The sequence below is a fragment of the Streptomyces ossamyceticus genome (assembly GCF_001418475.1).
GTDB lineage: Bacteria > Actinomycetota > Actinomycetes > Streptomycetales > Streptomycetaceae > Streptomyces > Streptomyces ossamyceticus.
This window is the reverse complement of the sequence record NZ_LIQX01000163.1, coordinates 1-5,241: the sequence shown is the minus strand read 5'-3', so window position 1 is coordinate 5,241 and position 5,241 is coordinate 1. Positions and strand designations below refer to the sequence as shown.

At 70.2% G+C, this 5,241-nt stretch carries 5 protein-coding genes; all 5 read right to left on the bottom strand.

The window, feature by feature from the left end; genetic code table 11:
* Window positions 1–401, bottom strand: a 401-nt coding sequence (locus tag AOK15_RS13770; RefSeq protein ID WP_055516356.1) for a hypothetical protein, incomplete at its 3' end; no start/stop codon positions are given.
* 75 nt (window positions 402–476) lie between these two features.
* Window positions 477–3,038 carry a tetratricopeptide repeat protein gene (locus AOK15_RS13765; protein WP_157870242.1) on the bottom strand — a complete coding sequence of 854 codons (2,562 nt, stop codon included), beginning with the start codon at window positions 3,036–3,038 and terminating at the stop codon, window positions 477–479.
* A gap of 177 nt (window positions 3,039–3,215) precedes the next feature.
* The gene (locus AOK15_RS13760; RefSeq protein WP_055516354.1) at window positions 3,216–3,878 is read right to left on the bottom strand and encodes a DUF5063 domain-containing protein; all 663 of its coding nucleotides are present in this window, start codon (window positions 3,876–3,878) and stop codon (window positions 3,216–3,218) included.
* Window positions 3,871–4,470, bottom strand: coding sequence for a recombination mediator RecR (gene recR, locus AOK15_RS13755; protein ID WP_055516352.1), 600 nt, complete (start codon window positions 4,468–4,470; stop codon window positions 3,871–3,873). The genes AOK15_RS13760 and recR overlap by 8 nt, the downstream gene beginning before the upstream one ends.
* A 108-nt stretch (window positions 4,471–4,578) precedes the next feature.
* A complete protein-coding gene (locus AOK15_RS13750) occupies window positions 4,579–4,923 on the bottom strand; it encodes a YbaB/EbfC family nucleoid-associated protein (RefSeq protein ID WP_079058472.1) in 345 nt (114 codons plus the stop codon).
* Window positions 4,924–5,241 lie beyond the last annotated feature (318 nt).

Genomic DNA, 5,241 nt, shown 5'->3' with positions numbered 1-5,241 from the left:
CCGATGTTGCCACCCGCGGCGATCGCGCCCGCGCCGGAGGCGGTCACGCCAGCCGCAGGGGCGGCCATGGACGGGGTGGGCGCCGGCGCGGCCGACGGTGTGGCGACACCCCCGGTCGAGGCCGAGCCGATGTTGCCACCCGCGGCGATCGCCCCGGCGCCGGAGGCGTCGACCGGCCCGGGCTGGGCGGGCGGTATCGGAGTTGGCTGAGCCGTCGCCAGGGACGAGCCGCCGAACTGGACTATGAGGGCGAGCACGAAGCCGATCACGCCGACCGAACCGCCCGCCACGCTGGCGATCTGGTCCGCCTTACCCAGATCGACGAACGCGACCGAGACCAGCGTCGCCACGCCGAGCCCACCGATGGCGAGTCCGGCCCATGCCCAAGGCTTGAGTGTCATAAGGGCATTGTGTGGGCCAAGAGGGGCGTACAGCAGTGCAGTCACTCAAATCGGTGAGAGAACAGCGGCGGCGAGTCACACAGGCTCTCCTTGGGCGCCTCGCTCGTCCGCGTCGTGGTCGGTACCGGTGGAGGGACCGGACGCGAGTGCTCCGTCAAGCGTGGAGAGGAGCTTCGCGACCGCGCTCAGGAGTGAGCGTGTGTCCTGGCTCGTGGTCTGTCCGTTCACCATCCGCTGCCACACCGCGGCCACCATCTCCATGAGAGGGGCGAGGTCTTCGGGAGAGAGGTTCTCGCTCACCGACCGCGCGATCTCATCGGTCGGAAGACCGTTTCGGAAGATCGGCGCCGCGAAGCCGAGCAGTGGCTCCAACTGATCGAGCAACGCCTTCCCCTCACGCACCACGAGCGCCAGTTGGTGGTCATCACCCAGCGCCTGGACCGTTTGTCCTTCGACCACCCCGAACAGTTCGGTGAAGCGATCGATCTCACCCGCGTCGACGTAGGCGCGCAGGAGCACCATCCGGACCAGCAGGGTTCTGATGTCCTCATCACCGAACACACGTACGCACGTGGCGAGATGTCGTTCCACGGCTGTCACATCGAGCGTGAGGCGGGGCGCACGCTCCTCGAACTGGTCGCCGGCGGAGTCGGCGCCCAGTGCACGGGCCGGCGCCGTGACACCGGTCGTTTCACCCGTGAAGTGGGCACCGTCCACCGTTCCGCCCATCAGGGTCCGCAGCACCGGTGCCACGCTGAACGCGCCCCCGGCAGCCATCGACAGGGTCAATTGCTCCGACTGGACCTGGAGGGTCAGGGGATCCTCGGGGCCGAGCGCCGCAAGGCACTCTCCGAGCACCTCGTCCAACATGCCACCCGCACGAACGCGGTCGTCCCGTGTCCAGTACCTGGCGAGCACCGCACGCGCTGACAGGGTGCTGCGATGCCCGTCGCCCAGCTCGCGTGTACGTATCGCCACGACTTCGCCCATCAGCCGTCGAGCGCGCGCGTCATCACCCTGTCGCACTGCCGCTTCAGCCATCTGTGCGAGAGCGATGAGCGTCATGACGTGCCCCTCGCCCAGCGCGGTCACGCAGTCGGCGTGCAGCCGCTCCATGAGGCGGCCGACCTCCGCGGGGTCCCCCGTCATCAGCAGAGCACGGGCGAGCGCGGCGCGGGCCGACAGCGCCGCCTCCGAATCGGGGCCGCACTCGCGAACCACCGCCGCCTCCACACGCCGGAACAGTGCGACCGCCCTGGGTGCCATCGGGAGGCCGAGCTGCGTGAGGTAGCCGGCCGCCGTGACGAACACCGTCGCCATGTCCTCGGTGTCCGCTTCCGGCGCCGTGTGCTCGGCCAGCGCCTCCACGTGCGGCAGCAGGGCCCGTACGGCCGGCCAGTCGGTCGGCCCGTCGTCCTCCTCCGGCAGGGCCTCGATCAGAGCCCGCACCGCGGCCTCTCGCGCGGCCTCGATCGCCGCCACGTGCCGGTGACGGTCGTCCTCCGCCGAGGTGCGGGACACGGCCTGCACAAGGCGGTGCACGGCGACGGTGTCGTCGTCCAGGGTGATCATGCTGTGGGCGGCGAGGCGTCCGAGTGCGCGGCGCACGGCGGGGGGTGTGCCAAGCGAGGCGAGCAGGGAGCGCGGGATGCCCTCCGAGCCGTACCACCCGAGCATCAGCAGGATCCGTACGGCCAGCGGATCCTGCGCCAAGCGGTCCAGCGTGACGTGCCAGACCCGGGCGACGGTGCGTTCGTGGTCACCGCCCTCGTCGGTCGCCTCGTACATCTCGGCCGGATAGGCGGCCAGGTCGTCCAGGTACTCCCGTCCGGTGCAGCCCGTCTCCTCGCAGTACGCCGCTGCCTGGGCCACCGCCAACGGGAGGAACCCCAGCTCCGCGCAGAGGGCGGCGGCGTCCGGGTCCTCGCCCCGGACCCGCGTGAAGAGATCCAGCGCCTCGGCGGCGGACAGCACGTCCAGCGCGACCTGCTTCGCCAGGCTCCGCCAACCGGTCGACCGTCGACTCGTGATGAGGCATCGGCCCGTCGTCACCCTGGCAAGGAGGTGTTCGACATCAGCGGGGTCCGAGACATTGTCGAGGATGAGGAGCCAGCCGGTGTGGGAGGCCAGCCACTGTCGGGCCCACTCGCCGAGTTGTTCCTGCGGCAGCAGGGTGACCAGAGTGGGTTGAAGCGCTGCCGCCAGACCGGCAAGACCCGAGTCGAGTGCCGCGCGGCTGTCCGCCGTGATCCACCAGATCGGGGCGTACTCCGTACCGCGAAGGGTCGCCCAGCGGGCGGCGAGCGTGGACTTCCCGATCCCGCCGAGGCCGTGCAACGCGTGCACCACCGCCTGTCCGGGCGCGGCCAGTGCCTCGTCCAGCAGGGCGAGTTCGCGGTCACGACCGACGAAGAGCGGGATGCGGGACGGAACGTTGGTCAGTCCGGGAGGACAGTCGACGGAGGCCGCGGGTGGGCAGCTCTCCGGCGACAGAAGCGTGGCGTTGCCGATGTGCACGCCGTACGCACCGTCCCCGGTCTGTGTCAGACCGATGTCCCCACGAGCGGCGACGGCTCCCGCGCCGGAGGCGGTAGCGGAGGAGTCACCGACCGGGCGGCTGCCGAACAACGCACTCATGTGTCCCATGATGACCGCCGGTGACGGACATCGTCCTGCGTACGGCGCGACAAACGGGCCGGGATGGGCATGCGTACGGCGGGAGTTGGGCGCCCTGGTGCTTCGGGGCGTCCAACTCCCGCCGTGAACTCTTCGATGCCGCGCTCGGTCGGTTCAGCCGTGCCTCGCGGCGGCGGTCTACTTGACCTTCCGCAACCCCAGCGGCCCCGCGATCTCCTCCGCCATGACCTGGCCCGCCTCGAACTCCAGGGTTTCGTCGCCCATGAGTTCCTGGTCGGTGTCGAGGCCGTCGAGTTCGGCCAGCGGCTGGTTGAGGCGGACGTGGGCGACCAGGGACTGGAGGGCGCGCAGGGTCGCCGAGGCGGTGGAACCCCAGTTGGAGAAGTAGGAGAACTGCCACCACCACAGCGCCTCGGTGGTGCGGCCCGCGCGGTAGTGGGCCATGCCGTGGCGCAGGTCGGCCATGACGTCGACGAGGTCGTCCGAGATGCGGGCCGGCACGGGCGCCTTGCGGGGCTCGTACGGGTCGAAGACCTCGGAGTAGACGTCGACCGGGTCGAGCATCGCGGCCAGGCGTTCCCGCAGCTCGTCGACGTCCTGGTCGGGGCCCGGATCGGGCTCGTAGCGCTCGTCCGGCACGATGTCCTCGTGCGCGCCGAGGCGGCCGCCCGCCAGGAGGAGCTGGGAGACCTCCAGTAGCAGGAAGGGCACGGCCGAGTCCGGCTCGTCGCCCTTGGCCACCTCGGTGACCGCGACCAGGAAGCTCTCGATCTGGTCCGCGATCTGGACGGCGAAGTCGTCCGGGTTCAGGCCGGTCGCGTGCAGCGTGGCGTCAGACATCCAGCAATCGTCTCCCCTCGAAGGCGCGGCCGAGGGTCACCTCGTCCGCGTATTCCAGGTCGCCGCCCACCGGGAGGCCGCTGGCCAGGCGGGTGACCTTGAGGCCCATGGGTTTGATCATGCGGGCGAGATACGTGGCCGTGGCCTCGCCCTCCAGGTTGGGGTCGGTGGCCAGGATCAGCTCCGTGACCGTACCGTCGGCCAACCTGGCGAGAAGTTCCCGTATCCGCAGGTCGTCGGGTCCGACCCCCTCGATGGGGCTGATCGCGCCGCCGAGGACGTGGTACCTGCCCCGGAACTCACGGGTCCGCTCGATGGCGACGACGTCCTTCGGCTCCTCCACGACACAGATGACCGTCGGGTCGCGGCGGGTGTCGCGGCAGATGTTGCACAGTTCCTCCTGCGCGACGTTGCCGCAGGTCGCGCAGAAGCGGACCTTCGCCTTGACCTCCATCAGGGCCTGCGCGAGACGCCGTACGTCCGTCGGCTCCGCCTGAAGGATGTGGAAGGCGATCCGCTGCGCGCTCTTGGGACCGACGCCGGGCAGCCGCCCCAGCTCGTCGATGAGGTCCTGGACCACGCCTTCGTACACGGACTGCCGTCCTTCCTGGTGTCTTTCAGTACGTACCGTAGTCGGCCGCCGCCGGTCCGAGGAAGGCGGTGCGGGGCACGGATGGGGTCGGTGGAGTGGAGGGTCGGCTCAGAAGGGCAGACCGGGAATGCCGGAGCCGCCGCCGAGACCCTGGGCGAGGGGGCCCAGCTTCTGCTGCTGGAGGCTCTGGGCGTTCTCGTTGGCCGCGTGGACGGCCGCGAGGATCAGGTCGGCGAGGGTCTCGGTGTCCTCCGGGTCCACCGCCTTCGGGTCGATCTTCAGGGCGCGCAGCTCGCCGGAGCCGTTGACCGTGGCCTTGACCAGGCCGCCGCCCGCCTGACCGTCGACCTCGGTGTTCGCGAGCTCCTCCTGGGCCCGCGCCAGGTCCTGCTGCATCTTCTGGGCCTGCTGGAGCAGCTGCTGCATGTTGGGCTGGCCACCACCGGGGATCACGTTCAGCTCCCTCGTTTCGCTCTCTTGCGGTCGCCCACGAGCCTACGTGGTCGGCCCGGCCCACGCGGCGCCACTCTTTCGAGTGAGCGGGCGGGGATTCGTATACCTGATCAAGGACCTCTTCCAGGCGGAAAAGCCATGAAACCAGGGTTTTCGCCACCCATTGGGAGGTAGGAAGAGGCCGTGCGCACGACCGGTGACGCGGCGGTGCGTGCACGCGTCTCGCACTGTCGTCAGCGGCGTCGTCAGTAGGGAGTACCGGGTGAGCCAGCCGGAGATGCAGCCCGAGGGGTCCCCCCAGGACGGGCGGGGTGAGGG

What these genes read in the sequence shown, in the direction of transcription:
- AOK15_RS13765 (WP_157870242.1), bottom strand. Translation starts at nt 3,038, where the DNA reads ATGAGTGCGTTGTTCGGCAGCCGCCCGGTCGGTGACTCCTCCGCTACC.
- AOK15_RS13760 (WP_055516354.1), bottom strand. Translation starts at nt 3,878, where the DNA reads ATGTCTGACGCCACGCTGCACGCGACCGGCCTGAACCCGGACGACTTC.